Origin of the sequence: Geomonas limicola (genome assembly GCF_014193675.1) — a bacterium.
Taxonomy (GTDB): Bacteria; Desulfobacterota; Desulfuromonadia; order Geobacterales; family Geobacteraceae; genus Geomonas; species Geomonas limicola.
In genome coordinates, this window is the sequence record NZ_BLXZ01000007.1 from 40751 (window position 1) to 65298 (window position 24548).

General features: G+C 59.9%; 25 protein-coding genes. 10 read left to right on the plus strand and 15 right to left on the minus strand.

The window, feature by feature from the left end:
- Window positions 1-39 precede the first annotated feature (39 nt).
- The 6 genes from H7688_RS16620 to H7688_RS16645 all read left to right on the plus strand — a co-directional run bounded on the left by H7688_RS16620 (window position 40) and on the right by H7688_RS16645 (window position 5266).
- Window positions 40-375, plus strand: a complete 336-nt coding sequence (locus H7688_RS16620; RefSeq protein ID WP_183362326.1) for a hypothetical protein — start codon at window positions 40-42, stop codon at window positions 373-375.
- A complete protein-coding gene (locus H7688_RS16625) occupies window positions 365-1237 on the plus strand; it encodes an HDOD domain-containing protein (protein ID WP_183362327.1) in 873 nt (290 codons plus the stop codon). The genes H7688_RS16620 and H7688_RS16625 overlap by 11 nt, the downstream gene beginning before the upstream one ends.
- Window positions 1230-3377 (plus strand): ATP-binding protein, encoded by a 2148-nt coding sequence (locus H7688_RS16630; protein ID WP_371873197.1) that lies wholly within the window; start codon window positions 1230-1232, stop codon window positions 3375-3377. The genes H7688_RS16625 and H7688_RS16630 overlap by 8 nt, the downstream gene beginning before the upstream one ends.
- Window positions 3374-4480, plus strand: coding sequence for an HD-GYP domain-containing protein (locus H7688_RS16635; protein ID WP_246329851.1), 1107 nt, complete (start codon window positions 3374-3376; stop codon window positions 4478-4480). The genes H7688_RS16630 and H7688_RS16635 overlap by 4 nt, the downstream gene beginning before the upstream one ends.
- 61 nt (window positions 4481-4541) lie before the next feature.
- Window positions 4542-4934, plus strand: a complete 393-nt coding sequence (locus H7688_RS16640; RefSeq protein ID WP_183362329.1) for a response regulator — start codon at window positions 4542-4544, stop codon at window positions 4932-4934.
- Window positions 4935-5050: 116 nt separating this feature from the next.
- Complete coding sequence (locus H7688_RS16645) at window positions 5051-5266, plus strand: DUF4177 domain-containing protein (RefSeq protein ID WP_183362330.1); 216 nt, start codon at window positions 5051-5053, stop codon at window positions 5264-5266.
- Window positions 5267-5422: 156 nt separating this feature from the next.
- Here the strand turns inward: H7688_RS16645 and H7688_RS16650 are convergent, their stop codons facing one another.
- Together H7688_RS16650 and H7688_RS16655 are read right to left on the minus strand one after the other, a co-directional pair.
- On the minus strand, window positions 5423-7045 hold the full coding sequence (locus H7688_RS16650) for a methyl-accepting chemotaxis protein (RefSeq protein WP_183362331.1): 1623 nt from the start codon (window positions 7043-7045) through the stop codon (window positions 5423-5425).
- Between the two features lie 294 nt (window positions 7046-7339).
- Window positions 7340-8299, minus strand: a complete 960-nt coding sequence (locus H7688_RS16655; RefSeq protein ID WP_183362332.1) for a rhomboid family intramembrane serine protease — start codon at window positions 8297-8299, stop codon at window positions 7340-7342.
- A gap of 277 nt (window positions 8300-8576) precedes the next feature.
- On the opposite strand from H7688_RS16655, the gene H7688_RS16660 reads away from it, so the two are divergent.
- Window positions 8577-8765, plus strand: coding sequence for a ferredoxin (locus tag H7688_RS16660; protein WP_183362333.1), 189 nt, complete (start codon window positions 8577-8579; stop codon window positions 8763-8765).
- Window positions 8766-9277: 512 nt separating this feature from the next.
- Here the strand turns inward: H7688_RS16660 and H7688_RS16665 are convergent.
- Window positions 9278-10156, minus strand: coding sequence for a hypothetical protein (locus H7688_RS16665; RefSeq protein ID WP_183362334.1), 879 nt, complete (start codon window positions 10154-10156; stop codon window positions 9278-9280).
- Between the two features lie 2 nt (window positions 10157-10158).
- Window positions 10159-10641, minus strand: a complete 483-nt coding sequence (locus H7688_RS16670; RefSeq protein WP_183362335.1) for a hypothetical protein — start codon at window positions 10639-10641, stop codon at window positions 10159-10161.
- 583 nt (window positions 10642-11224) lie between these two features.
- On the opposite strand from H7688_RS16670, the gene H7688_RS16675 reads away from it, so the two are divergent.
- On the plus strand, window positions 11225-11620 hold the full coding sequence (locus H7688_RS16675; protein WP_183362336.1) for a pyridoxamine 5'-phosphate oxidase family protein: 396 nt from the start codon (window positions 11225-11227) through the stop codon (window positions 11618-11620).
- Here the strand turns inward: H7688_RS16675 and H7688_RS16680 are convergent.
- From H7688_RS16680 to H7688_RS16715, 8 genes are all read right to left on the minus strand, one after another.
- A complete protein-coding gene (locus tag H7688_RS16680; protein WP_183362337.1) occupies window positions 11617-11805 on the minus strand; it encodes a putative signal transducing protein in 189 nt (62 codons plus the stop codon). The genes H7688_RS16675 and H7688_RS16680 overlap by 4 nt on opposite strands.
- A gap of 67 nt (window positions 11806-11872) precedes the next feature.
- Window positions 11873-12778 carry a protoheme IX farnesyltransferase gene (locus H7688_RS16685; RefSeq protein WP_183362338.1) on the minus strand — a complete coding sequence of 302 codons (906 nt, stop codon included), beginning with the start codon at window positions 12776-12778 and terminating at the stop codon, window positions 11873-11875.
- Complete coding sequence (locus H7688_RS16690; protein ID WP_183362339.1) at window positions 12775-13629, minus strand: COX15/CtaA family protein; 855 nt, start codon at window positions 13627-13629, stop codon at window positions 12775-12777. Before H7688_RS16690 ends, H7688_RS16685 begins: the two co-directional genes overlap by 4 nt.
- A 105-nt stretch (window positions 13630-13734) precedes the next feature.
- Window positions 13735-14001, minus strand: coding sequence for a cytochrome C oxidase subunit IV family protein (locus H7688_RS16695; RefSeq protein ID WP_183362340.1), 267 nt, complete (start codon window positions 13999-14001; stop codon window positions 13735-13737).
- A gap of 7 nt (window positions 14002-14008) precedes the next feature.
- On the minus strand, window positions 14009-14590 hold the full coding sequence (locus H7688_RS16700; RefSeq protein WP_246329852.1) for a cytochrome c oxidase subunit 3 family protein: 582 nt from the start codon (window positions 14588-14590) through the stop codon (window positions 14009-14011).
- A complete protein-coding gene (gene ctaD / locus H7688_RS16705; protein WP_183362342.1) occupies window positions 14580-16202 on the minus strand; it encodes a cytochrome c oxidase subunit I in 1623 nt (540 codons plus the stop codon). The genes H7688_RS16700 and ctaD overlap by 11 nt, the downstream gene beginning before the upstream one ends.
- Window positions 16203-16247: 45 nt before the next feature.
- Window positions 16248-17195 carry a cytochrome c oxidase subunit II gene (gene coxB / locus H7688_RS16710; RefSeq protein WP_183362343.1) on the minus strand — a complete coding sequence of 316 codons (948 nt, stop codon included), beginning with the start codon at window positions 17193-17195 and terminating at the stop codon, window positions 16248-16250.
- Window positions 17196-17235: 40 nt separating this feature from the next.
- Window positions 17236-18081: an SCO family protein gene (locus H7688_RS16715; RefSeq protein WP_246329872.1), complete on the minus strand. Its 846-nt coding sequence runs from the start codon at window positions 18079-18081 to the stop codon at window positions 17236-17238.
- A gap of 666 nt (window positions 18082-18747) precedes the next feature.
- On the opposite strand from H7688_RS16715, the gene H7688_RS16720 reads away from it, so the two are divergent.
- A complete protein-coding gene (locus H7688_RS16720; protein ID WP_246329853.1) occupies window positions 18748-19089 on the plus strand; it encodes a response regulator in 342 nt (113 codons plus the stop codon).
- A gap of 573 nt (window positions 19090-19662) precedes the next feature.
- Window positions 19663-20541 (plus strand): hypothetical protein, encoded by an 879-nt coding sequence (locus H7688_RS16725; RefSeq protein WP_183362346.1) that lies wholly within the window; start codon window positions 19663-19665, stop codon window positions 20539-20541.
- Between the two features lie 12 nt (window positions 20542-20553).
- Here the strand turns inward: H7688_RS16725 and H7688_RS16730 are convergent, their stop codons facing one another.
- The 3 genes from H7688_RS16730 to H7688_RS16740 all read right to left on the minus strand — a co-directional run bounded on the left by H7688_RS16730 (window position 20554) and on the right by H7688_RS16740 (window position 24445).
- Window positions 20554-20958, minus strand: coding sequence for a bacteriohemerythrin (locus H7688_RS16730; protein ID WP_183362347.1), 405 nt, complete (start codon window positions 20956-20958; stop codon window positions 20554-20556).
- 98 nt (window positions 20959-21056) lie between these two features.
- Window positions 21057-23066 carry a cache domain-containing protein gene (locus H7688_RS16735; protein WP_183362348.1) on the minus strand — a complete coding sequence of 670 codons (2010 nt, stop codon included), beginning with the start codon at window positions 23064-23066 and terminating at the stop codon, window positions 21057-21059.
- Entirely contained in the window at window positions 23066-24445 is a 1380-nt protein-coding gene (locus tag H7688_RS16740; RefSeq protein ID WP_183362349.1) for a sigma-54-dependent transcriptional regulator, read from the minus strand. The genes H7688_RS16735 and H7688_RS16740 overlap by 1 nt, the downstream gene beginning before the upstream one ends.
- Window positions 24446-24548 lie beyond the last annotated feature (103 nt).

Here is a 24548-nt window from a genome sequence, read left to right on the forward strand (position 1 = left end):
CTGCCGCGTGACGGCTGCAGGTCCAGGAAGAAGGCGGCATTGGCATCGGTACAGATCGATAATCTCAGCCCGGGGATGGTGCTCAAAAAGAACGTGACCGATCGCAGCGGCCGGTTACTGCTCCCCTCCGGGACTGCCCTGGAACCCAAGCACCTCAACATCTTCCGGATGTGGGGGGTGCTCGATGTCGAGGTGACCGACGAGAGCGAGGCGGAGGTCGCGCCGGATCTCCTGGTCCCGGAACTCGATCCCGAACTGGTGGCGCGGGCCAGCGCCGAGGTGGCACGGATTTTCGCCCACAACGATCCGGAGCATCCCGTCGTCCGGGAGCTGATGCGCATCTGCATCAGGAGGAGGGCGGCCCATGAAGCGTAGTCAGCGGATCGGCGTGGACCAGATGGTGCACGACGTCGCCACCATCCACTCGCTTCCCATGTTCTATACCCGGCTCTCCGAGGCGATCGACCACCCGCGCAGCTCCATCGCCGACATCGCGAAGATCATCTCGGAGGACCAGGGGCTTACCGCGCGCATCCTGAAACTCGCCAACAGTCCGCTCTTCGGCTACTTCTCCAAGATCGAGACCATCACCCAGGCGGTCACCATCATCGGGGTCCTGCAGGTGCGCGACCTGGCACTGGCGCTCTCGGTCATGGACGTCTTCGCGGGGATCCCCGAGACGCTGGTCAACATGGAGCAGTTCTGGCGTCACAGCCTTGCGGCAGGGCTTGCCGCGCGCCACCTGGCCACCAGCCAGCGGGAGTCGAGCCTCGAGCGCTTCTTCGTCGCCGGGATACTGCACGACGTGGGACGCCTGGTCATGTACATCCGGGACCCGGATAACTGCCTGCACCTCCTGGAACGCTGCCGGGAAACCGGCGAGCTGCTCTACCTGGCCGAGCGCGATTTCTACGGCTTCGACCACGCCGAGGTGGGGGGCGCCCTGTTGCGGCGCTGGAAGATCCCGCCGCGGGTTGCCGAGCCGGTCGAGCGCCACCACCATTGCCAGAAGGCGGAGCACTACCCGCGGGAGGCGGGGGTCCTGCATCTCGCCGATTTCGTTGCCCACGCCCTGCAACTGGGGAACAGCGGCGAGCCCCTGGTCCCGACGCTGGACCAGACGGTGTGGGAGCGACTGAACATCTCCTGCCACTACCTGCCGACCCTGGTGCAACAGGTCGATAGCACCTTCAGCGAAACCATCGAGGTGCTGTTCGGAGGGGATGCCCGTGCCTAAGGGGAGTCAGGCCATCAAGCTGCAACTATTGCAGGAACGGGTCAACTACCTGGAGGAGACCAATCTCCACTACCTGCGTACGCTCGACGTGCTTTCAGCCTGCAGCTCGTTTCAGTCCGACATCTACCGCAACAAAGAACCCTCCTTCGTGGTGCGGGCCATGTTCGAGCAGCTGCGGCGCCTGATACCGTTTCGCACCATGGCCATGTTCAGCATCGCGGAAGACGCCTCTTTCGAGATCTCGGTCTGCGAGCCGAGCCAGGCCCGCAGCCTCATCGAGAGCGAGTTCCAGGCCAAGGTCGACGACGGCAGCTTCGCCTGGGCCCTGAACCAGAACCACCCAGTGATCGTCGCCACGATCTGCGGTCGGCAGACCCTGGTACTGCACGTTTTGGCGACCAATTCCCGGATCCGCGGCATGTTCTGCGGGATCCTCGAGGGGACCGAGAGCTGCGCCGAGGTCTCCACCCTCAACGCCCTGAGCAGCATCCTGATCAGCACCGCCTACGCGGTGGAGAACTCCGAACTCTACGAGATGCTCCAGGAGAACATGCAGACCCTCGAGGAGAAGGTCTCGCAGCGCACCCAGGAACTGGAGGCGGCCCGACAACTCGCCGAGGCGGCGACGGTGGCCAAGAGCGAGTTCCTGGCCAACATGAGCCACGAGATCAGGACCCCGATGAACGGCATCATGGGGCTTTCCCGGCTCATGATGGACACCGAGCTGACCCGGGAACAACGCCAGTACATGGAATCCCTGGAGAACTCGGCCGAGAACCTGCTCACCATCATCAACGAGATCCTGGACATCTCCAAGATCGAGGCGGGCAAGGTGGTGCTCGAGGCGGTTCCCTTTGAGCTTTCCGGGTTCCTGGAGCGTTCACTGCAGTCCTTCCAGATCCAGGGGCGCGAGAAGGGGGTGGAGCTTAAGTTCCAGGTTGCACCGGAACTCCCCAGGGTGCTGGTGGGGGACCCGGTTCGGCTGGGGCAGGTTCTGGCAAACCTGGTGGGAAATGCCCTCAAGTTCACCGAGCACGGCAGCGTGTGCGTGGAGAGCCGGCTGGAGGCCGAACTCGACGACTGCATCCGGGTGGCTTTCAGTGTGGTCGATACCGGTGTCGGCATTCCCGAGCACGCCCTGGAGAGCATTTTCGAAAAGTTCTCCCAGGCAGACAGCTCGACCACGCGTCTTTACGGCGGCACCGGGCTGGGACTCCCCATAAGCCGCAGCCTCGTCGAACTGATGGGGGGCGGGATCAGGGTGGAGAGCAGGGTAGGCGAGGGGAGCTGCTTCCTTTTCACCGTGCTGTGCGGCATCCCGCACCCGTACGAGGAATCGGCCTTGCAGCCGGCGGCTCCGTGCCCGGAAGGGTCGGTGCGCCCCCTCAATATCCTGGTGGTGGACGATGTCCCGGTAAACCAACTGATCTCGCAGAAGTTCATCGCGAAAACCGGGGAGCACCTGATCGATGGTGCGGGTAACGGTGCCGAGGCGGTGGAAAAGTGGCGCCAGGGAGACTACGACCTCATCTTCATGGACGTGCAGATGCCGGTCATGGACGGGCTGCAGGCCACCCGGACCATCCGCTCGGAGGAGCGTGGCAGCCGGGTCCACATCTGCGCCATGACCGCCAACGCCATGAAGGAAGACATCACCATCTGCCGCGAGGCGGGGATGGACAGCTACCTTGCCAAGCCGGTGCGGGAGCGCGACCTCTGTGCGGTGATCGCGCAGGTTGCCGGCCAGGTCCTGGAACCAGCACTCCAGGCAGAGCCGCGGGGTGCCCAGGACCAGGCTCCCTGCGTCTTTGATCGGGACGACCTCCTGGCGCGCCTGGACGGGGCCGAGGCACTGGTCGACCGCTTCGTGGGGATGTTTGTTGAGAGCGTTTCGGGACATCTGCTGGAGCTGGATGCGGCGCTACACCGCGAGGACCTGGCCGAGGTCTACTACCGTGCCCACACCGTCGGGGGCACGGCGGCCAACGTCGGCGCCCTGCAGATCCGCGCCCTGGCCAGCCGGATGGAGCAGATTGCGAAGGAAGGTTCCCTGGAAGGGGTCCCCGCTCTGTTCAGTGCGCTGCAGCAGGCGTTTGTAGACTTTCAGACCGAGGTTGCTCCTGTGGGAGAAAACGCGTGATAAACGATTCCGTCAAACTTCTGGCCGTCGACGACGTGCCCATGAACCTGGAGCTCTTGGAGCTGATGCTCTCGGGGTTGGGCGGTGTGGTGCTGAAGGCGCTGCACGGCGGCGAGGCGCTCCGTCTGCTCGAGGAACATCCGGACACCGATACCATCCTGCTCGACCTGGAGATGCCGGTACTCAACGGTTTCGATACGTTGGAGACGCTCAAGAAACATCCCCGGTTGCGGGACATTCCGGTCATCGTGGTGACCTCGGACAAGCACGAGGTGTTGCGCGCCCTGGCCCTGGGGGCCAACGACTTCCTGGGAAAGCCGTACAATCCCGAGGAGTTGCTGCTGAGGGTCCGTAACCACGTGCGCAGCAAGAAACTTCTGGACCTGTCCAACAACATGAGCCTGCTCCTCGAGCAGGAGGTGATCCAGAAAACCGCGGACCTCTCGCGCGCCCTGGAGTTTTCCCGCAACGCCGAGTACGAGATCTCCCTGCGCCTTGGCAGGGCCGCCGAGTTCCGCGATGTGGAAACCGGGATGCACATCCGGCGCATCTCCGAGTTTTCCTACCAGCTCGGCAAACTTGCCGGACTCTCCGAGAAGGCCTGCCAGGTGCTGCGTTTCTCTTCGCCCCTGCATGATGTCGGCAAGATCGGCATCCCGGACCGGATATTGCTCAAGCCGGGGTCCCTCGATGACGAGGAGATGCGGGTTATGCGCCTGCACACCCAGATCGGGGCGAGCATCCTCTCGGAAGCCGGACGTTTTCCGCTACTTGCCGCGGGCCAGATCATCGCGCTGCAGCATCACGAGAAATGGGACGGCTCAGGTTATCCTAACGGGCTGGCCGGCAAGCAGATTCACATCTTCGGGCGCATCGTGATGGTGGTCGACGTCTTCGACGCACTTTTGTCCGAGCGCCCCTACAAGAAGGCGTTTTCCCTCGAAGAGACCCTGCGCATCATGGAAAACGGGCGGGGGATTTTCTTCGATCCGGAACTCCTGACGCTGTTACTGGAAAACCTGGAGCTGTTCTGCCGGATCAGGGGCGAGCTTAAAGATGACGATGCCGGGCCACCACTTTTGCAACTGGTCCAGGCTGGATAGCCTGTTCCACAATAGGTGCCCGGAGCCGAACGGCAAGAAGGGCGCCAGGGAGGAGAAAAAGATGAAATGCTTGATCGTTGACGACGAGATGTTCTGCCGCGAGTTTGTGGCTACCCTTTTGCGCTCCACTGCCGAATGCCACCAGGCAGGGACCGGAGCCGAGGCCCTGGAAAAATTTAACCAGGCTCTGGCTACCAAGGTTCCCTTCGATCTCGTCATCCTGGACATCATGATGCCCGGAATGAACGGACAGGAAGTGGCCAAGAAGATGCGCGAGATCGAGACGGCCCAGGGGGTTGCCAAGAAGGGGCACATCGTCATGCTGACCGCCCTTAACTCGGCCAACGATGCCATGGAGGCGTTCTGCCAGGCCCAATCGGCAGCCTACCTGGTGAAACCGGTCTCCAAAGACGGGCTCTTCAACATGATCGGCAAGCTCGGTCTGAGCGGGTAGCCGTTTCCGAATCGGGTCCTTCCGGTTGTCTTGCGGGAGGGAAAGCCCTGCTCTATACTTTCCGGGTCCTAAACTGCTCGATCTCCGGCCTGGCGCCGGGGTACTAGGAGGGGGCCATGACCTGGGAATACAAGATCGTCTACTTCTGCATCGAGCCCCTTTCCGATGAACCGGGCTACGAGACCAACCTGCATGAGGGGGTGCACATGCTCAACGAGCTCGGCGCCCAAGGGTGGGAGCTGGTTCAGTTTCTCGGTCACCCGGTCTCGGACGATGCCTGGAAACATCACGCGGTCTTCAAGCGGCCGTGCCCGGCAGTACCACCAAGCTGAGCGAGACGTTCTGTAGCGCGTCTCCCCCAAGGAGAACGCAGCTACCACTAGTTGCTACACACTAAAGCGCCCGGTGCAGGTATTCGCACCGGGCGCTTTGCGTCGTGTTGGCTTAATTTGCTGCCGGATACCGTTCGTGTTTCGCGCTCCTAAGACTCAGGCGAGCTTGAACTGGGTCACCAGGGTGCTCAAGTCGTCGGAGAGGCTGGCGAGCTGCGCTGCAGCCTGCGACGAGTCTTGGGAGCCTTGGGCCGAACTCTGAACGATCTCGGCGATCTTGTTGATGTTGCCGGTGATCTCGCCGATCGTTGCGGTCTGCTCTTCGGCGGCAGTGGCAATCTGGTTCACCTGCACGCTCACCGCGTTGATCTGGTCCAGAATTTCCTGGAGTGCCGCTCCCGATCTGGACGCTTCCTCGGTTCCCTTTTGCACCTCGCGCACCCCTTCCTCCATGGCTCCGACCGCTCCCTTTGTCTCGGTCTGGATCGCCTTGATCATCTCACCGATCTCGCGGGTCGCCTTGGTGGTCCGCTCGGCCAGGGCACGTACCTCGTCTGCCACAACCGCAAAGCCGCGTCCCTGTTCGCCGGCCCGAGCCGCTTCGATGGCGGCGTTGAGTGCCAACAGGTTGGTCTGGTCCGCGATGTCCTCGATGGTGCCGACGATGGCGCCGATCTGGTCGGAACGCTCCCCCAGGCTCTCGACGGTGTGCGAGGTGGCGTTGACCCGCTCGGCGATTCGGTTCATCACCTCTACGGTCTGGGCTACCACCTGAGCACCCGCCTCGGCGGCGCTGGTCGCCTGCTGCGCGCTGCGTGCCGCGGCGTGGCAGTTCTGGGCGATATCGTTGGAGGTGGCCGACATCTCCTCGCTGGCCGTTGCCACGGTCTGGGTCTGGCAGGCCACCTCCTCGGCACCGCTGGCGATCTTGGTCGCGGTGCCGTGCAACTGGGTCGAGGATGAGGCGATGCTCGCCGCGATGCTGGTGGTCTGCGCCACGATCTCGCGCAGGTTCTGCATCATGTTCTGCAGGGCGGCCATCAGGTGCCCGGTCTCGGTCCCGTCGATGCCGGTTACCTCGACCGTGAGGTCACGCCGGGCAATGCGATCCGCCGTGTCCACTGCCGCGTTGAGCGGTCGGGTGATGCTGGCGACGATCCAAAGCGACACACCCGCCGCGATGCAGGTAGCTACCGCCATGATGACGATGATGGCCCAGCGGGCCGCCCGCGCACTTTTCGCAGTCTCGCCTCCCTCCAGCCGCGCCCGCTGCAGGACGTCGTTTTGCAACTGGATCAGGGCATTCTGATAGCTGTCGCGCAACGGGCGCAACTCGCCCAGTAGCCGCACTGCCTGGTCCCGTTTTCCTTCCTGCAACAGTGCCACGACCTGGTTCCGGGTAGCGCTGTAGGGTGCCCGTTGAGCCGCCACCGCGTGGAATAGCGCCTTCTCCCTGTCCGACTGCAGTGTTCCCTTCAGCTTTTCCAGACTCTCTCCGGCTGCCTTCTGGTTTGCCGTTAGTGGCGCCAACTCTTTGGCGACCCGCTCCTGGTTCTTTGCCATCGCGGCCTCGTCGATGTGCAGTGCGCTCGAGGAGATGGCCAGGTTGATATCCGCCACCCACTTGATCTGGGGGATCCGGGTGTTCATCAGGTTTTCGATGTTGTGATTCAGCCGGCTGATGGAGATCAGCGCGGTACCGGCGACGACCGCGCAGAGGGCCATCAGTACGCCAAAACCGAGAAAAAGTTTCATCTTGATCTTCAGGTCCGTTGTCATGAGGTCCTCCCGGGGCCGGTGCTGATCAATGAGACGGTGACAAACCATTGTATGTCGGGTTGTTAACGTGCTGAAACAGGCGGGAAAAGATTAGGAAAAATTCATAGGGTAGTATAGGGGGCGGTGCAGGATAGTCAAGAAGCCAATGGGGATCGAGGGAGACGGGTCCGGGGTAGCGAAGTTGGGGGCCCAGGGGCCTTCGGTAGGGGACGGGAGTGCCGAAGCTCGTGACGGCGAGGAAGCCGGAAGGGGGATAGGAGGGGGCGGCGGTGCGATCCTGCCGCTCATTGCGGGTCAGTCGGCAAAGGTGAGGGCCGACCACCAGGAGAACAGGATCGCGGCTGAGCTTGCCAGGCAGAGGACCGCGTTGGTGAGACGACCGGGGCGGCCGTAAATCCCGACCAGGAGCTCGGTAAGCCAACCCAGTACCAGGCCCGACAGGAAACCGAAGAAGTGGGCGCCCAGGTCGGTCTGTTTCCCCTCGCTCCCCAGGAGCACCAGGAGTGCGAGTGCGGCTGCCACCGGGACGGGCCAGCGGCGGCGCAGGTGGTGACGGTAGCGCATCATGGCGATGGCGCCGAGGCTTCCTACGGCGGCAAAGACCGCGGTGGATCCGCCGATCGAGGCATGGCTTGGGAGCTGGACCCAGGCGTTCAAAAGGTTACCAAGCATGCCCGCGGCGAGGAGCAGGCTCCAGGCGAGTCCGGAACCGAGGTCGCGGCAGAGGTAGACGATGAAGAGACCGCCGATGGAGAGGTTGCTGAGCAGGTGCAGCCAGTCGGCGTGCAGGGTGAGCGAGGTAGCGAGCCGCCACCACTCGCCGTCCAGGATCCGGTGCACCTGGGCGCTGCCGATCTCAACCCAGTCGACCGGGTGGCGCCCGAGGACCGTCAGATCGAGACGGGTCAGGTTGTGAAAGGTGGCAACCAGCAGGAGCACCGAGAGGGTCGGCAGGGTGTTTTCCCTCATGGGACGCACCGGAGGGAGCAGCGGCGGCCAGTCGCGGTTCTCCTTAACGAAGCGGCGCAGTTCCTCCGTGGCCGTGTCGAGGTCCGGGCGGAGCACCTGGACCCGCCAGCCGTATTCTACCGGGAGGATGCGGGCCTCCAAGAAGCGCGACTCAAGGACCAGGGCCCAGAGCTGGGCCTTGCGCTGGGTCAGGCGCCCAGTGCTGCCGTCCACGCTGTAGGCCGGCACGCTCACCCAGTCCTGTTCGGGCGTCTCGGTAATGTCTGGTTCCGGTACCTGTTCCATGGCCGGGAGTATTGCAGAAACCTCGTCGGATGTCATCAAGAGAAGTCGCGGGGAGGCAACAGCAGCAGGGGTTCCCGTCGAAGGTTCCTTGGCTTCGCGGTGTCACGAGTCCGGGCGGAAGTACCGGGTTGACCGTGCGACTGGCTGCACTGATTGCCTTGACTATTGAAAGGGTGATGTTAAAACAATTTAAGATTTTCGCCACGGCTGCGACTGCTCATGCGGCCCAATCAGATCAAGGCGGGACTGTCACAGGATCCGTCAAAGGGGAGAGACAATGGCAAAAGAACCGTACGTCGACAAGAACGTGTGCATCAGTTGTGAATTATGCGTCAACATGGTGCCTGACGTCTTCCAGATGGGGGAAGATGGTTTTGCTGAAGTACATGATCCCACCGGTGCTTCGGAAAAGGAAATTCAGGATGCCATCGACAACTGTCCGGTCAACTGCATAACATGGCAATAAACAGTTTAAAACCAGGTAGTTATGTGGCCTGGGTGTTCTTAAGTGCTACCTTTTTGTTACCGAATGCGTAAGTGACCGAAATCATGTAAGTATTTAGTTGAATCCGCCGGGCCTGCTATTGAAATGGATACAGTTGTCGTGACTGTGTGTTCTATATGCTCGCTTTCGCTGCCAAGTATGCACTGATGAGGCGGTTTAGCTGGTCAAAAGATGCTGCCGCTAAAAGCATCAGCAGGAACCACAGAAAAACACAGACGAAATGCAAGTCGCCCTGGAGACAGGGCGACTTGGCTACATCGAGAGGGGGGTGGGAGACGTAAACCTGAACCATGAATTCGGACACTACCTGCCTCTTGGCCTTGTAATTGTCACCGCAGTTTCCTTGTCTAAAGCCGTAGATGCCGAACGTAGCAAAGTGCTTGTTCTTCAGGGAAAGCAAAAAACGCAGTAAACCTAGATGCTTAGTGGATTGCCGCGTTTTAGAAATTTAATTGGCCAAGTGGCGCCTTGGGTCATTTGTGCCGTTTAAGGTCGTTAAGGTAGTTGCTAAGATTGATGGCATATGCAAAAGCTATTTCGATCGAATCACTGTCATCTAACTTTCGTAGCATAAAATGTTCAAAAAGGTTTGTACTATGAGGCTCCACAAAATGAACTAAATTTACGTCATCTTCCGTATTTGCAGATAAAGTCGTGGTTATTTTTTCATAAAGAAAAAATTTATCTGTTTTATTTCCGATATTAAGATTGATTCCATATGTATGAACAAAAGCTCTCAACATTCCCAAAGGGCTACTCATGTTTATATCATTTAAATCTATGTCATCGTAATATACTCTCCACGCAGAGATAACAGTCTGAGTAGAACCATGCCTAGCGGCAGTAACCACTAAGGACATGTTGCTATCAGTAACATTTTTCATGTACAGTGAAGCAGCTGAGCCATCTTCAAATCCAAATTTTTCAGGAATCAGATGTTCAACTTCATCTGGATAATGAATTGCCTCTTCAATGTGTGCAGGACGAACATATAACTTAAAAAAAGAATTCCAAAAATTTTTAGTGTATTCTATTTTATAAAGGTCAGATCTTAGGACACCTTTTTGTCCTAATCTTTTTTTTGCATCATCAGAATTTTTACCTTTAAATGCTGCCCTTGAAATTTCGTTTACTATAAAATTGTATAGTTTTGCTTGGGCAACGCTGGAGTCGTCTGATTCAATAATATTTAGTTTAGTTCTAACCTCTCTCATTACTGCGTCTAAAATGTTAGAATCAAACTTCAATGAAGGCGGTTTGTTGTATGGGTGTGGCAACATCTTCAGTGTAAGAGCAGCTAATATGCCCTCAATTGTTTTTGTATCATGATTTCGCAGAGCTTTAATCTTCATGGCTATATCTCTATAATATCAAATTCACATCTGGTCAGGTCACTAATTATATATTCTCTACCTACTCCGGCTCGTTGGGAGGCGGGAACTAGTTGTAGCCTGGAAGCAACTGGTGGCTGAGGTATGACGTAAATCAAGGGCTTCCAGTCTTTAGATGTAGCGTTATTTACTAAATATATGATTTCATCTTTTTCGTCCGGACTAATAATTCCTGCAGCTTCCCAATCAATAGCCAAACGCAGAAAAGAAGCCTTTTGTTCCGCAATTTTCGCGCTGTGTAAATCTCCTCTGTCAACGTCTTGCTTCAGTTGTCTGTAAATGTCAGCGGGGTTAGAACTCGGAGGGGTTTGTGACCCTGCGGTATAACGACCCTGTGCTGTTCCGTCAAAAAATTCACTACACCAAACATAATGAATATCGTTCCGGAACATTTCTTGAATTGTTAGTTTAAGCCGAACATTGGTTGAGTAGAGTAACTGTCGCATGCTTAATCAAGGTGTCTCCTGAGGATCGCTTAAGAAAGTCTACCATAACGGATGCAAACTCCAAACTCAAGTTTTTTATGCACATCGAATACCCTTGAGACGTCGTTGTCTCCAGAAAAGCCCCGTTGATTGGGCACTCGGCTGGCCAATTTCTTGTGCTCTGTAAAAACCGACATCTTGTCGCTCTAGAAATCGAACGACTCGGGAATCTCATCGCATTGTCAACCCGCCTAGTGCCCACCTTTTCGTGATATGATTATCCAAAGTCATTCTATGTTACCGATTTGTTACCGAATGCGTTTCGCTAGTATGCTTCACGATGCTTCAGTATGCTTCATCATAAATCAGTAAATGCTTGATATTACGGACATTAAACTTGAAATTACTTATGCATATCAATAGGTTGCAGATGTGGGAAATTGCCCGGTCAACTGCATCCACTGGCAGTAGGCGGAGGGGCTCGCTTAGGCGAGCCCTTTCCACCCTCGTGCTGCAACGGTCGCGGCACCCTTCACGGCGGTGGCCGATACGCCTGCGTTGGCACCGCAGGCTCTGCCGCTTGGGCAAGAGGAGGTATGTCCCCTTGGTAACCGACAGCATCAGATCGTTCGCGGCGGCGATCGGACATGCCTTCGTGGCCTCAACCGATTCCGAGGGCACCCCGCACCTCGCGGCAGGGCGCGATATTTCTTTCCCGGAGGCGACGCTCCTGGTCTTCGAGGCCTGGTTCTGCACCACCACCCTGCGCAACATCCAGGGGAACCCGCGCATCGCCGTAGCCATTGCCGACCCGGCCACCGGCAAGGGATACCAGTTCCTGGCGCGTGTGGAAAGGGTCGAAGAAACTGCCCTCATGGACGGTTACGCACCGGAACTGGAACCGTTCGGGCTTCCCCAGGCGCAGTGGAGGCTGGCCGCACGCATTGAGCAGGTGCTGGCCTTCAGTGCCGAGGCGCATTCCGATCGCCCCCTGGGCTAGGGCTGCCTCGACTGCTCGTTCAGCAACAGCTCTTCAGCCTTCGGAACGTCCTCTTCTGCCACCTCTATCTCCCACTCACCCCCACCCGATGTTCCTGCCAGGAAGAACTCAACTCCCGCCCGCGTCAACAGGGCCTCCACCCGGGCCAGGTCCTGTTCGTCTTTTGGATCGTAAAAGCGCACCATGACCATCCTCCTATTCTCAGGGATACCCCTATTTTAGTCTTTTCCGGGGTGCAACCCAAGGGGTGCATCAGGGGAAAGCACGGTCGATGATGATCAGGGTAAGCAGGCAAACCAGGTAGAGAATGGATAGCACGAAAGCCGGGCGTGGGTGCTTGCCGTGCAGGCTGGCGCGGGTTGCTATCAGGAACCAGCTGCCAAGCAGTGCGGCACCCAGGGCGTAGTAAAGGGAACAGGTGCCGAACCAGCACAGGCACAGTGAGCTGGGGATCAGGCAGCCGATTCCGATCAGGATGGCACGCCTGGTGACCGCCGGGTTGGCTATAAGCGGCAGGACCGGAATCCCTGCCAGCCGGTAATCGGAGAGGTGGTCCAGGGCGAGCAGCCAGAAGTGCGGAGGCTGCCAGAACAGGAGCACCAGGAAAAGCCAGTAGACGGAGCTGCTGAAATCGGGGGAGATGGCGGCACTACCAACCAGGACGGGGAGGGCGCCGGGCAATCCACCCAGTACGGCGGCCCACGGGCTGGCTGGCTTGAGGATGCGGGTATAGATGACGACATAGCTGAAAAGCGCCAGCAGTATCAGCACGGTTACCTGCGGGTCCAGGGTCTGCCAGGCGGTCGCGAGACCGGCGCAGATGGCGCCACCGGCCACGGTTGCTATCGTCGGCACTCCCAGCAGCTGCAAGGCGGCGTTACGTTGGGCCAGACGCTGCATCGAGCGGTCCCGGTGGCGCTCCATGAGGGAGTTAAAGAGCGCGGCACCGAACGCGGTGAGAAACAGTGCGGCCAAACCGTACAGGGCGGGTGCCGGATCCGGCAGGTGGTCCACCGCGAGCACCATACCTGCGTAGCCACTCAGCACCACGGCCAATACGATGCCCGGCTTTCCCAGATGCACTAAAGCGCGGCACACCTGGAACAGGTGGCTGCGCTCCTTGGCTACCGCGTGACTGGTAAGAGCGAGCCTGATCATGTCAAGCCGGAAGGTTCTCTCTGGGCGAGCCACAGGCGCAGGGAGAAACCGATGATGGTAAGGGTGAGGGCCAGGTGCAGCGAGGTTATCGGGTAACTCAGGCCCGACCGCACCGTGGCGATGCCCACGCAGATCTGCACGGCGACCAGCACGGCCAGGGAGAAGAACTGGGGCCTGCGTTCCTTGAGGCGCCGGTCCAAAAGGGAGGCGAGGTAGAGCAGGAACACGCTCCCCAGGGTGCCCAGCCCGAGCAGGCGGTGGCTCAGGTTGGTGATGGTCGGCGCGTCCCAGTACCTGGGGATCCACTCACCCCGGCAGGTGGGGAAATCCGGGCAGGCGAGGCCGGCTGCCGAATGGCGCAGGTAGGCGCCCAGCGAGGCCTGCGAGAAGACCAACAGCGTGATGCAGAAAAGTGCCGCGGCGTACCCCGAAAAGCTGACCGGGGCGGGGTTACTGCCGTCGTTGGCTGCAAGGTAGAGGACCAAGAGGAAGACCGCCAGGGCGATCATGAAGTGGATCGTGGTCGGCTGCACCGGGAGCTCCAGGAGGACCACCACGGCACCCAGTCCGATCTCCAGGGCAACCAGCGCCAGGGCGAGGATGGGGACCGCGCGCTGCCAGCCGCGGTAGCTGGCGAGGCGCTGTCGGGTCAATAGCACGAGCAGCAGGGTGGCGAGAGCGGCCAGAACCCGGTGCAGGAACTCCATCCAGACGTCCAGGCGCAGGGGCGGAAGCACGTTGCCCTGGCAAAGCGGCCAATCCGGACACGCCATGCCGGCGTGCATCCCTGCCACCAGGTTCCCCCAGATGAGCAGTACGAAAAAGAGTCCAGCAGTCAGGGTGCCAAGCATGTAACCTCCTATCGTGGCTGGATTGGGCTTGGTAAGGCCCGCTCGTGGCTCCAGCGATGTACCCGGTGCCACCCTTTGGCGGCACCAGGATGGCCTGCTGCGAGGTCAGAACCGGTAGATGGCGTCGATCAGGGTGCCGACCAAGATGAGACCCAGGATCAGGAAGGGAAAGACGGCAAAGCCGAGTACCAACTTGATTTCATGGCGCAGGTGCATGAAGTAGAGTGCTACCAGCCCTGCCTTGAGCGATGCAATGGCGAGGGCGACGCTCGCGTTCCAAAGCCCCAGGTTCAGGTAGGAAACCGCCACCGTCACCGCGGTGAGGACCAGGAGCGTGCTCCAAGCCACGAAGTAGATCTTGTAGGCCGCCATAGTCACCTCAGCCGATCAGGTAGAGCAGGGGGAACAGGTAGATCCAGACGATGTCCACGAAATGCCAGTAGAGACCGGTGATCTCCACCGGGGTGCTGTACTCCGCGCTGAAGGCGCCCCGCTGCGCCTTGATGAGTAACCAGACCATCAGCGCCATGCCGGCAATGACGTGCAGTCCGTGCAGGCCGGTCATCATGAAGTACAGGCCGAAAAACAGGTTTGTTCTCGGAAACCACCCCTGGTGAAAGTCATGGCTCCATTCCAGGTACTTGATGAACAAGAAGCCGCAGGCGAGCGCCAGGGTGAGCGCGAGACAGATCTTCAAAACCTTCTGCAGTCCCCGCCGGATGGCCGCGATCCCCACGGCGATGGTGAGGCTCGAGGTCAACAGCACCAGGGTGTTCAGGAATCCCAGCATCCGGTTCAGCTTCAGGTGCTCCTGGTGGAAGAGCTCGGCGTGGGTGATCCTGAACTGGGCGTAGGCGGTGAACAGGGCCCCGAAGAGGAGCAGTTCGGTGGCCAGAAACGCCCAGATCCCCAGACGCGCCGACACCGGTGCGCCGTTGTGTGCATCGTGGTTAGTGGTCACGGGAGGCCTCGTTCCTGTTGCCGTAGCCATAGGGCCAGTCGGTTACCGTCGGAATCTCGTGGAAGTTTTCCTCGGGCGGGGGAGAGCTGGTTTGCCATTCCAGGGTGAGGCCCCGCCAGGGGTTGTCCGGGGCCGGTTCGCCGTTGCGCAACGACCTGACGAAGTTGGCGAACATGATGATGACCCCAAGGGCGAGGAACCAGGACCCCACCGTGGCGACCACGTTGAGCGGCTGGTACTTGGCGGGGTATTCGGCGTAGCGCCGCGGCATTCCCTGCATCCCCAGGATGAACATCGGAAAGAAGGTGATGTTGAAGCCGGCCACCACCAGCCACCAGGCGTTTTTTGCCCAGGTCTCGTTGAACATCCGGCCGGTCATCTTGGGAAACCAGTAGTGCAACCCCGCGAAGAGCCCCATCACGGTCCCACCCATCATGGTGTAGTGGAAGTGCGCCACCAGGAAGTAGGTGTCGTGTACGTGCACATCCGTGGCAAGCGACCCCAAAAAGAGGCCGGTCAGCCCGCCGATGATGAACAGGAAGATGAAGCTCAATGCGTAGAGCATCGGCGAGTCGAAGCTGATGGACCCCTTGTAGAGGGTGGCGATCCAGTTGAAGATCTTGATCCCGGTGGGTACGGCGACGAAGAAGGTCAGAAACGAGAAGATCACCCCGGAGATGGTGGACATGCCGCTGACGAACATGTGGTGTCCCCAGACCAGAAAACCGATAAAGGCGATGGCCAGGGCCGAGTAGGCGATCGCCTTGTAGCCGAAAATCGGTTTGCGTGCGAAGACCGGCACCACTTCGGAAACGATCCCCATGGCCGGCAGGATCATGACGTAGACCACCGGGTGGGAATAGAACCAGAAGAAGTGCTGGAACAAGAGAGGGTCGCCCCCCTTGGCGGGGTCGAAGATGCCGATGCCGAAGACCCGCTCCGCCGCGAGAAGCAGGAAGGTGATACCGATGACCGGGGTGGAGAGCACCTGGATCACGCTGGTCGCGTACATGGCCCAGATGAAGAGCGGCATCCGGTACCAGCTCATGCCGGGAGCACGCATGGTGTGGATGGTGACGATGAAGTTGAGGCCGGTGAGGATGGAGGACATGCCGATCAGGAAGAGCCCGAAGCTCAGCGACGTGACGGCAGCCGAGGTCCGGGTCGAGTAGGGGGTGTAAAAGGTCCAACCGGTGTCCATCGGCGCTACCAGTGTCCCCACGGTGACCAGGATCCCCGCAACGAAGATCCAGTAGCTGAAGAGGTTCAGCCGGGGAAACGCCACGTCCCGGCAGCCGATCAACAGCGGGATGAAGAAGTTCCCCAACGCCGAGGGGATGGCGGGGATGATGAAGAGAAAGATTATCATCGCCCCGTGCATGGTGAAGAGCACGTTGTAGGTGTGGTCGCTGAACAGGGCGGGACCCGGCACCAGGAGTTTGAGGCGCAGCAAAAGGGCGAGGATCCCGGCCACCACGAAGAAACCGAGGGTCGTCCAGATGTACATGACCCCGATCCGTTTGTGGTCCATGGTGAGCGCCCAGGAGCGCCATCCTTGCTCGCTCAGGTAACCCCGGTCCCCGGGGAGGCTGCTGGTTGCGTGATCTGCCATGTGGGTACCCCGTACCTGTCTGGTGCCGTGCGTCGCAGGGCCTGATTACTTGAGTGTCTTCATGTAGGCGATGAGTGCCGAGATCTCGTCCTGCTTGAGGCTCCCCTTGAAGGAGGGCATGATCGGCTGGAAACCCTGCACCACCTGTTCGTTGGGCTCTTCGAGGGATTCCCGTAAATATTCCTCGTCGGCCACCAGGGACTGTCCGTTGTTCAGGGTAACCCGGCTGCCGAAGATCCCCTTGAGGGTCGGTCCCACCTTGGGAGAGCCGTCGATACTGTGGCACCCGCCGCACCCAGCACTCTCGAAGAGTGCCTTGCCGTGTTCCGCGGGGGACTGGGCACCGGCCTTTTGCTTTTGTTGCTCGGCTGCCAGCCAGGCCTGGTACTGCGGCTGGGGCATCACGATGAGGGATCCCCGCATCAGCGAGTGCCCGGTTCCGCAGTACTGGGAACAGTAGATGTCGTAGGTGCCGACCCGTTTGGGGAGCAGCCAGAGGTAGGTGTAGCTCCCCGGGAGGACATCCTGCTTCTGCCGGAAGGCTGGAACGAAGAAACCGTGGATCACATCGCGTGAGATCATGATCAACTTGACCGGTTGGTCCACCGGCAGTCTCAATTCGTTGGCGACGCTGCGGCCGTCGGGGTACTTGAAGCTCCAGGTGAACTGGGAGGCGGTGACCTGGATCTCGGTCGCGTTGGGAAGCGGGGTGCGCATCTTGATGAAGACCGTGAGGCCGTAGGCGAAGATTGCTACCAAAAGCAGCGAGGGGATCACGATCCAGACCACCTCGAGGGCGTGGTTTCCCGTAATGTACGGGGTGCTTTCCTCCACCCCCTTCTTCTTCCGGTAGCGGATCGCGAAGTAGATCAGGAGCCCCTGGGTGAGAACGAAGAAGAACCCCGCGATGGCCAGTATGAAGATAAACACCGCATCGACGTCGTGGCTTACCAGCGAGGCTTCGCTTGCTCTGAGGATGGTTGGATAGGGCATGCAGCTCCCCTTGGTTCGAGGTGTCAGGGATGCACAGAGGTCAGGTTGTTGGGTTTGAGGGGTCCGGGGAACGGGGAACCCGCTCCTTTTTCCAGAGCAGCGCGAGCAAAAGGCCGGTCAGGGCAAGTACCGACAGCATCGCGAGGGTCATGAGCCGCGAGGCGAAGAGGACGTACTTCTTGCCGACTGGGTCGTAGTGGAAACAGTAGAGCAACAGCCGGTTCGCCGCCTCGGAAGAGCCGATTTTGCCGCCTGCCGCTTCGACCAGGGCGAGTCGCAGGTCGCGGGGCCGGATGACCAGCCCGTAGAGGTACCGGGAGATCTTCCCCTCGGGGGTGAGGACTACCAGGACGTTCGGGTGGGCGTAGTCGCCGCTTTCCTGTTTCAGGTATCGCACCCCGACGCTGCGAGCCAGCGCCGCGATGGATTGCTGGTCTCCCATCAGGAAAGGCCAGTACCGTTCTGGGGCTACCACCTCTTTCAGCATCGCGTAGGTTTTGCCTGACTTGTCCTGTGCCAGGGCCGGCGATTCATCCGGGTTGATGCTGAGGGTGACGATGCGGAAATCCCTGCCGAGTTTCAGATCGCCCAGCTCTGCCAGGGTCTCGGCAAGGTTGCGGAACACGAGCGGGCAAAGGGTAGGGCAGGCGTAGTAGTTGAGTGAAAGGAGCACCGGAACACCGCTGAAGTTATCCGAAAGGCGGACCGGTCGACCCGTCGGGTCCCGGAATACCGTCTGAAGGGGAAGGCTGCCCCCGGGGTGTTCGTCGACCCCGATCTGGCTCAGCACCTGGTCGGCGCTGCTGTGTCCCCAAGCCAGCGACGGGAAGGGTACCTGGAGGAGCAGGACGACCAACAGCAGCTGGCGCAGCGCCCGGATCAGCATCGACACGCGATGCGTCCATCGCCGAACTTTATCCGCAGGAGCTCTCTCATGGGGACTTCTCCAAGCCCTGCTCATGCTCAGGCCTTTGCTGGCGCCGGCTTACGGTACTAAAGGGCGATGGTTGGTAAAAACTTAGAGTATTCTAATTGCCGTGAAAGCATTTGCAAGTGAAAGAAAGGGGGTGCACCAAAAAATGTGGAGAGTCGGCAGGGGGTGAGGCCGTGCTGGTAGCACCGGTGATCCGGGAGACCTAATAGCGGAAAACATGCCGCCTTTTTACGTAGGCAATTAAATCCTGCTACGTCGGTCCAAGGAGTTCCACAACATGGCCGGTTCCATCCCGGTCTTTTCACGGCCCCGTTGTCATATCACCGGACTACCGGTAGGAAGCCCGGAGTCAGTTGTGGGTTTAATTCATGATAACGGTGCACAGGATAAATAATGAAACTGTAAAGGTATAGACCTTTAATGCCGTAATATCAATCTGTTATCGAAGGAGGAGCCGGGGGATGCCCTTTCCTTCCTGGCCCGCGAATGACCTGTACTGTCAGTGCATGGTTTTTCGGCATGTTTTAGGCATTGAAACTGTCATTGGTCATGCGGCAGTTGGTCGGTGATGTGTTTTGAATGGGAAGGAGCTTCGTTGTGAAAAGACGAGTCCTTATTGTGGATGACACAGCTGACATCAGACTCATGTTGCGCTACCTCATTGAGCGAGAGAATTACGAGATTGTCGCCGAGGCGTCCGACGGTGTGGAAGCCGTCGAGATGTTCTTTGAGTGCCGACCCGATATAACCATCATGGACGTCGATCTTCCCTTCAAGTCCGGGGTGCAGGCGGCCCGAGAGATCCTCTCGCGTAACGGCGAGGCGCGCATCATCTTCTGCAGCGGTACTGCCAAACACCAGGAACTCTCCGGGTTGGGTGCCGCAGGCGAATTGCCCCGTTTCATCAGAAAGCCGTTTCTTCCCGCACAGCTGTACAGTGCCATGGATATGCAATGTTAACCGTGTTATCTGCTGCCATGTAATGTGATGTGATCTGTTGATGTAATGCCGATGTTAGTATGCGATGCTCTGTAATGAATTGATGTGATGATGATATGGTGTGCTTTGAATCTAATGTAATGATGATATGTCCTGTGATGAATGAGCGGTAATTCGAGTGCTATGCAATGCAGATGTGATGTATGCGCGTGAGTTGTGATGCAGATGTTATGAATGCGATGTAGATGTTATGTTATGAAATGTGTTTTTTATTGGTGAGGTGAGATCCTGTAGTTCTTGTCGATGTGAGTTGTGTAATCTGGATACATTTTAGTTGTGTGATTTGTTTTGGGCTGTGATGCTGTAAATGCTGTCTGTGTTTTGGTGTAGTTGCCGTGCAATGTGATAGTGCAGAAAAAGAGGGGGCCTGCGCGGGCCCCTTTTTTTTATTGCCGCGCTCGCAGGGAACCACCTGGGCCTGGTCGAGCGGAAGGGCAGAGGCAAAAAACTTTGTATGAACTTTACCCCGGCTTGTGGTAGGGTATGAAGCCGCAAGAGGTCCTTTCAAATTAGTAGAATCACAGGATGAAGATCATGACAGTACAGGTCCCCACCATTGCCACTCTCTTACAGCAACTGCACGGACACTCCTACTTTCGTCCGGGCCCCGGCCCTTTGCGTGAGCGGCTTTGCGAGGCGCTGGCCGCTACCATGAAAGAGGAGGACCTCGGACGGTTCGAGGACCCGACGCTCGACATGGAGGTGAGTGTCGGACGCCCCGAGGGGGATGACGAGATCTGGCTGGGGGTTCGGGTTTCGCTACCCGGAGCAGTGCATAGCGCCGAGTTGGCCCTCGAGGTGTTGGCGGAGCCGGCCCTGCAGGACCTGACCCGTTACCTTACCGAGCTTCAGCAGGATGCCCCCGCGGCCCAGGTTGCCGAAGCGGACCAGGGAGCGCAGCATCCGAAACTGGAGGGTGACTACCACGAGCAGGAGGCCGCCGCAGCGCGCCTGAAGGTATCCCCGCAGTGGCTGAAGAGCGTGGTTCCCTGCACCGAGTACACCTATGAGGAGATCGAGGGGAAGAAGTACATCCGGGATTACTACTGGTCCAAGGAGCTTATCGAGCGCCTGTTCCGGATCAAGTCCTCGAAGACCACCCCGGAAGACCTGCAGTACGTTGCGGCTGAGTGCTGCGAGGGGGACCAGGAGTGGGCGCGTGATCTGATCGCCCGCCTGAAGTCGCCGCAGCGTGCCGAACAACCCCCGCGCGAGCAGGGGGCTAAAGGGCAGGGGCAGACATCCCAGGGACAGACGAAAGGTTCCGGCAACCCGGCACAAGGACCGGGACAGGGGCAGGGGCAGGGGCAACAGAAGCAGGGTGAGAGGAGCCGTCGGTCCCGGCACCGCAGAGGGCGTGACAAACAGCGTGGCCAGCAGGGGGCGCCGGGGCCCAAAACGCCCCAGCAGTAAGCCCGGGGTTAATCAGGCCGTCCCTTTGAGGTAGGCGGCCAGTTCCATGTCCACCTTGCTGATGTGCTGCACCAGCCAGGCGGTCAGGGTCTTGTTGGTCATGATGACCAGCGACAGGGTCGCGCCTTCCTCACGGAAGGTGCTGGTCAGGCGTTCCAGATCCGCTATGAAGCGTGCATGCAGCGCCTTGTGCGCGGCGTACTCCGGATATCCCTCCCGTATCTGAAGTTTCTCTTCCGCCGTGAAGTGCTCCCGAACGTAATCCTCCAGAAAATTCAGCAGCCTGAGCACCTCTTCTTTGCCTTTCCCTTCCGCGCATGCCTCCGAAAGACGGTTCACCCTGGCGAAAATCTCGCGGTGCTGGTTATCGATTTCTGCTACTCCGGTTGCGAGGTTGTTGGTCCAGGCGATCGACATCTGCAGCTACTCCTTTGGCTTGGCTTTGTTGCCCAAATTACTCATGAGATGGTTGGCGACCGCTAGTTTAACATACCGGACCCGCGCTGCAAGCGGAATCATTCGAGGATGACGGATTGTGGCTTCTCCGGCGGGAGGATGATCCGGAAGCGGGTCCCCAGGGGTGAACTGGTGACCTGGATGTCGCCGCCGTGGTCCTTGACGATTCCGTAGGAGACCGAGAGACCGAGGCCGGTGCCGGAATCCTTGGTGGTGAAAAACGGGGTGAAGATCTTTTCCAGGTGCTCGGGAGCGATCCCGGTTCCCGTGTCGGCCACCTCAATGCTGCAGCCGGCACCCGGCCCGAGCGACCTGGTGGAGAGGGTCAGGGTGCCGCCCTGCGGCATCGCCTGGGTCGCGTTCAGGATCAGGTTGCTGAATACCTGGCGCAGCTGATCGGCGTCCCCCTTGATGGCACCCAGATCGGGGTCGTAGTCGCGCTCCACCTTGACCCGTTCCAGGGAAACCTGGTGGCCGATCTGGGCCAGGATGTCGTCCAGGATACCGTGCACCTCGACCTGCTTGCGGTCCAGCGATTTCTGCCGGGCGAAGGCGAGCAGGTTGCCGACGATCTTCGCCATCCGTTCGGTCTGGCGGGTGATGATCTCAACCTCCTCGCGGTTGCCGTGATCGGGCGGCAGGCACATTTCCAGGACCTCGGTGTTGCCCCGGATGATGGCGAGCGGGGTGTTGATCTCGTGGGCGACGCCGGCTGCCATGATCCCCAGGTCGGCGAGCTTTTCCGCACGCGCCAGATCTGCCTGGGTTTCCAGCAGCTGGCGGTTTTTCTCGCTCAACTCGGCGGTGCGCTCCTGGACCTTCAGCTCAAGCCCGCGGTGCAGCAGGTTGATCTCTGCCTCCTGGCGCGAGAGGGCCTTGGTCATCTGGTTGAAGGCCCGTGCCAGGTCGCCAACCTCGTCGGCCGCCGGTTCCTCCATCTGCAGGTCGCGCTCCCCCAGGGCCACCCGGTGCGCCAGGCTCTCCAGCTCACGGATCGGCCGGGACAAGAGGGCTCCGATGATGCTGGAGAAGGCGATACCGAGCAGCGAGGTGACCAGGAGCACCAGGTACAGGATGGAGTTCACGTTCTTCTGCATCTGGGTGTAGGGCTTCTCCAGCATCCCCACGTAGAGCGAGCCGACCGCCTCCCCCTGGAGCCCCAGGATCGGCTCGTAGGCCGTGAAGTACCAGTCGTTCACCACGAAGGCCCGCGCGATCCACTTCTTCTTCTCCAACAGCACCCGGTTGTAGACCTGCTCCGAAAGCCGGGTCCCGATGGCGCGGTAGCCGTTGCTGGCAATTACGTTGGTGGCGATGCGGGTGTCACCCAGGAAGATGGTGGCGGTCCCCACGTCGGTACCGTGGAATTTGACCCCCTCGTAGACGATCTGCTTGATCTTGTCCACCAGGTGGTTGTTGTTGTTCAGCAAGGTGGCCCCGTAGAGTGCCCCGATCACCTCCCCCGAGGCGTTACGGACCGGGGCGGCGGAAACCATGATCATCCCGGAGCGTTCCTCGGTGCTGGCGAGCGGCTTGGCGTGCGGGGTGGAGACTACCGAGATGGCGGCGCGGCGCGCCAGGTCGGGGCTTTCGGTAGCGAGCTGCTGCCCGGTCAGGACACTGGTGCCGGTGACGGACCTGCCGGAGAGGGCGCGCTTCACGAAGTCGCAATCGGGACGGTCCCCCGCGCTGGTGGCGTTGTGGGCCCGGTACAGTACCCGCCCCTGGGCGTCCACGGCGGTCAGGATGTCGAGGTGTTTTTTCTGCTGCAGGGGGATGAGGAGCTGGGCAAGCACCTGGCGGTCACCGGTTGCGAAGGCGGTGGCGGCGAAGGGGCTGCCGCAGGTGAGGTCGACCAGTTCCCCGATCCGGTCCAGGTCGTTCTGGTACACCTCGCGTGCGGAGTTGAGGTCGGTGCGTACCTTCTCCTGGGCTTGGTTGACGATTTTTGCCTTGATGAGGTAGAGGCCGGTGAGGGAGCAGAGGAAGCAGGCAACGAAGAGCGGGGCCAGGGCGCCGATGGTGATCTTGGCCCGGATCGGGAAGCGGCGGGGGAGGCGGGTCGGCATCAGAGCACTCCGGCATCGTCGAGCCCGAACTCCTCGATCTTCCTGTCCAGGGTGCGCCGGGCGATGTCCAGGATCCGGGCGGCGCGGCTCTTGTTGTTGCCCGAGGCCTTGAGGACGTGCAGGATGTGCTCGCGCTCGATGGTCTCCAGGGAGACCAGCCGCTCCGCGGTCCGGGGTGCCTCGGCGACCGGCGGCAGACCGTTACTGCGCCACACCGGCAGGGTCTCGGGGCGGATCAGGGGGCCGCGGGTCAGGATAGCGGCACGCTCGATGGCGTTTTCCAATTCGCGCACGTTGCCGGGCCAGTTGTAGGTGGTAAGGAGTTGCAGCGCCTCGGGGGTGAAGCCGGTGATCTCGCGCTTCATGCGCGAGGCGTACTTCTTCAGGAAATGCTTGGCCAAAAGCTCGATGTCCTCGACGCGCTCCCTCAGGGGGGGGAGGTACAGGGAGATCACGTTGAGCCTGAAGTAGAGGTCTTCGCGGAAGCGCTTTTGGCGCACCTCCTCCTCGAGGTCCTTGTTGGTGGCGGCGAGGAAGCGGATGTTCACCGTCTTTGACTTGGTGTCGCCCACCGGGATGAAGTCGCCTTCCTGGAGTACCCGCAAAAGCTTGGCCTGGATGGCCGGGCTCATGTCGCCCACCTCGTCGAGGAACAGGGTGCCGTTGTTGGCGGCATCCAGGAGCCCCTTCTGGTGGTTGATCGCACCGGTGAAGGCGCCGCGCACGTGGCCGAAGAGCTGGCTTTCCAGGAGGGTGTCCGAGAGCGCCGCGCAGTTGATGGTCAGAAAGCGTTCCGAGGCACGCTGCGAGTTATGGTGGATGAGGCTTGCCACGAGCTCCTTGCCGGTCCCCGATTCGCCAAGGATCACCACGTTCGAGTCGCTTTGCGCGACCAGAAGCGCCATGTCGTGCACCTCGGTGAAACTGGGGCTTGCGAAGATGAGCGGGCTCGCCAGCGGGTGCCCCAGCTCGTCCTTGAGCGCGGAGTTCTCCTTGAGGAGTTCCTTTCTTTCCAGCACCTTCTCGAGGATGCCGAAGATCTTCTCCTTGGGGAAGGGCTTAGTGACGTAGTCGTAGGCGCCGAGCTTCATCGCCTCGATGGCCGAGTTGATCGAGGCGTACGCGGTCATGATCACGACCGGAATCTCCAGCTTCATCGCCTTGATGCGCTGCAGGATCTCGATGCCGTCCAGGTCGGGCATCTTGACGTCCAAAAGGAGCAGGTCGCACTCGTCGGCGCCGCGGTTCTCCAGGCAGGTCATCAGGGCGCTTCCCGAGCTGAAAACCTCCAGGTCGAGCCCCTTGGCCGAGAGGATCTTGCTCAGGTACCTGAGAATCTCGACTTCATCGTCGCATATGATTACACGTCCGCTATACATCTATGCTGCCACCTCTGACTGCTGCCGCGTCCGGCAAAGTTGTAGGTAAAGAAGGTTACCGGTTGAGGCCCGGTATGCTGCCGCGCCGTCGCAGCTGCGAACG